At 23.2% G+C, this 3,453-nt stretch carries 3 protein-coding genes; all 3 read left to right on the top strand.

The window, feature by feature from the left end; genetic code table 11:
* A partial coding sequence (gene ruvA, locus AlmWB_RS01640; protein ID WP_050337427.1) for a Holliday junction branch migration protein RuvA occupies window positions 1-451 on the top strand: 451 nt, incomplete at its 5' end.
* 16 nt (window positions 452-467) lie between these two features.
* Window positions 468-1,469: a Holliday junction branch migration DNA helicase RuvB gene (ruvB, locus tag AlmWB_RS01645; RefSeq protein ID WP_050337428.1), complete on the top strand. Its 1,002-nt coding sequence runs from the start codon at window positions 468-470 to the stop codon at window positions 1,467-1,469.
* A gap of 711 nt (window positions 1,470-2,180) precedes the next feature.
* Window positions 2,181-2,438, top strand: a complete 258-nt coding sequence (locus tag AlmWB_RS01650; protein WP_050337429.1) for a hypothetical protein — start codon at window positions 2,181-2,183, stop codon at window positions 2,436-2,438.
* The last annotated feature ends 1,015 nt before the right edge of the window (window positions 2,439-3,453 follow it).

A 3,453-nucleotide genomic window follows, 5' to 3' on the forward strand; every position in this document is an offset into this window, starting at 1 on the left:
TTTAGAACAAAAAATTAAAATTTTTACTTATTTTGATATAAAAGAAGAGCGACATACTTTATATGGTTTTTTACAAAAAGATATTTTAAATTTTTTTAAACAATTAATTACTATTCCTGGGATAGGTCCTAAAATCGCTATTGTTATATCAAATTCAGAACTTTTGGTAAAAACTCAAAAAGCGATTCAACAAAATGATATTGATTATTTAGTGAAATTTCCTGGCATTGGAAAAAAAACAGCTCAACAAATTATTTTTCATTTACAACAAAAATTATTAATATCCAAAACTAATAACATTATGTTAAGCCCAAAACAAAAAGAGATACAAACTGCATTAAAAAATTTAGGTTTTACTTTGCAACAAATCCAAACTATTTGGCCTAAATTAAATTTAACATTGAATTTAGAACTAATGTTAAAAGAAGCATTAATACTTTTAGCCAAATAAAAGGACAAAATGGATTATGGTTACCAATAAAAAAGCGAAACAAAAATCTTCCAATGTTCCATTCAAAGATGAACAATTTTTAAGACCTCAAACTTTAAAACAATATACAGGGCAGGAACATATTAAAAAAATTTTAACAGTTTATTTAAAAGCAGCACAAAAGAGAAAAGAATCATTAGATCACTTATTATTATATGGCCCACCTGGATTAGGCAAAACTACTTTAGCTAAAATTATTGCAAATGAATTAAAAGTAGGATTTAAAATTATTAGTGGTGCTAATATTGAAAAAATCGGCGATTTAGCAATGATTTTAAGCACTTTACAAGAAAATGATGTATTATTTATTGATGAAATTCATAGTTTAACCAAAAATATTGAAGAAATTTTATATTCAGCCATGGAAGATTTTATTTTAGATGTAATGATTGGAACAAACGAAGATAAACGTAATATTAAAGTGGAATTACCTCCTTTTTCTCTTATAGGAGCCACTACTAAATTTGGTAATATTTCTTCTCCTCTAAGGGAACGTTTTGGTTTAATTTTAAAATTAAATTATTATACAATTCTAGAATTACAATTTCTTTTGCAACGTACTGCTTCTGTTTATGGTAACCGCATAGAAGATACAGCAATTTTAGAATTAGCAAAAAGAAGCAGGGGAACGCCACGTATAGCTAATCGTTTATTTAGAAGAGCCAGAGATTTCGCAGAAATTTATTCTAATAAGATTATTACACATAAAATAACTCTAGAAACTTTAAAACAATTACAAATAGATGATAACGGCTTAAACAAAAATGATTATAATTATTTAACTAATTTAGTATATAAATTTAATAATGGGCCTGTCGGGATAAAAAATATAGCCGCTTCTATAGGAGAAGAAATTTTGACTATTGAAGAAGTATATGAACCTTATTTAATAAAAAAAGGTTATATTAAAAGAACTGTTAGGGGTAGAATTGCAACAACTTTAGCTCAAACATTATTAAAAAACAAAATATCAAAATAAAAACTTTCACTTTAACAGCATAAGGAATTTATTAAATTTAAACGATGAGGCCGTACAAAATTTTAAATTAAATTACTTTATGCCTCATAACTTATTTTTTTGTTTGACAATCAAAAACAATTATTATACAATAAGGTTATAAATTTTAAAATATTTCTTGTTTAGTTTTTTAAGTAGAATTAATAGGGTTGTGCTACTTGGTCGTTTCTCACCCTATTAATTGTGCTTACCAAACTAAAATTAAAGCACAAGAAAGAAGAAATGACCTTTATAATTAAGAAAAAAATTACGCATTCGATATAAAAATATTCGATTGATATATAATATTTGTTTTGGGGTCTCTTTAAATGAACTCAAAGCATTTTTTTTGATGTATTTAAATATCATTACAAAACTAATAACATTAAATATTTATTAATCGCTAAAAATCAAATAGACGACGAAACAAAAATATTTCTCTTATTAAAAAACAAACCAGATTGGAACAGTATTAGTAAATTTATTTACTTAAAAGAAACCCCCACAATTCAAAATGTAGAATCTCCAGACGCTTTACGTGATGAATGGATAAATGATGAAAATACAGAATTTATAGAAGATGGTGAATTATTTAAAACATCAAATATTTCTTTTACCAAACCCAAAGAACAAGATGATGAATTTGAAATATTTATTACAGATTTAAGAACAAGATTTAACACAGATAAAGAAATGACAACCGAGGATACTACTCGTATCATTTATGAATTTTTAGATGAAACAAAAAATTCTAAACGTTATAATAGTCTTACCCAAATTAAAAGAATCATAGGACAATATTTTTTAAGAGCAAAAGACCCTACCCAAAACTGGTTTATTTTTCCTATAGAAACCTTTAAAAATGACAATGAAGATATTATAAATATTAAAACAATAATATTAGAACAATTAAAAGAACTAAAAAACCCAACGGACGACCTAATTCAATAGTAATTGAAGGGAGTACCTTAATAGGAAAAACCAATTTTCTTATTTCTTTTTTAAAATCGATTAATGTAAAATTTAATTTAAAAAAAGGTAAATTAAGTTTTTCACGTAAACACTATAATGATGAATCCTTAGTTGATATATGGGATGATTTAAAAATATATAAAATTAAAAACCAAGATTTAATTGAAAGTATTTTTACTTGTTGCCAAAAAACAACGATAATAAAAAGTCCTGATAAATTTGAAAGCGAAAGAGAATTAATAAACAATCATTTAACAATCTTTTTATGTAACGAACATACTTCTTTTCAAAATTATGTAGATAACAACAAAAATGATAAATTTAAACAATATATAAACAAAAATACTATTTTTTATAAAATATTTGACGATGAACTTTTATATTTAAAATCTAAAAATGAAGAACAAAATATGTAAAAAAAACACGTGGAAAAAGATAAAAATTTTTTATCAATTTTTTTATATAATAATATGTTCTCATTCATCTTTTAAAAGATTTATAAAAAACACAAAATACGATAATTAAAGAACATATTTAACAAAAATACTAAATTTTATAATATCTTATTAAAAGATTAAAAATTTATATTGAGAATCTAAAAAAATAAATAAGTAAAAAAACTAAGAAAAAAAACCAAAGATAAAGAAAAATAAATTAATGAGGACAAAAAAATTTTTCTTTATTTTTGGTTTTATTTCTTTTCTTTTTTATTACTTGCAAATATGTTAACAAATAAAAATAAAATATCAATGTTCAAAGGAACTAAAAAAACCTTTCTTGAAAGAAAAGCGAGGAGGATAATAAAAATTAAAGATAATTTTTTTAAAAAACAACAATCAAAGGATTGCATTACTGTGATGCAAACACAGTATAATTTAACTTTTTATCTAAAGGATTTAAAAAAGGGTTTGATTGGGTAATTTAAATAAAAAAATATTGATTTAAAATAGTATATAATTTTATATATCAAAATGCTAACTCCAAATAAAATAAT

It is taken from the genome of Candidatus Phytoplasma phoenicium (assembly GCF_001189415.1).
Taxonomy (GTDB): domain Bacteria; phylum Bacillota_I; class Bacilli_A; order Acholeplasmatales; family Acholeplasmataceae; genus Phytoplasma; species Phytoplasma phoenicium.

Excerpts from the sequence above, each read along its gene's own strand:
- AlmWB_RS01650 (WP_050337429.1), top strand. The coding sequence starts at position 2,181 with ATGACAACCGAGGATACTACTCGTATCATTTATGAATTTTTAGATGAA.
- ruvB (WP_050337428.1), top strand. The coding sequence starts at position 468 with ATGGTTACCAATAAAAAAGCGAAACAAAAATCTTCCAATGTTCCATTC.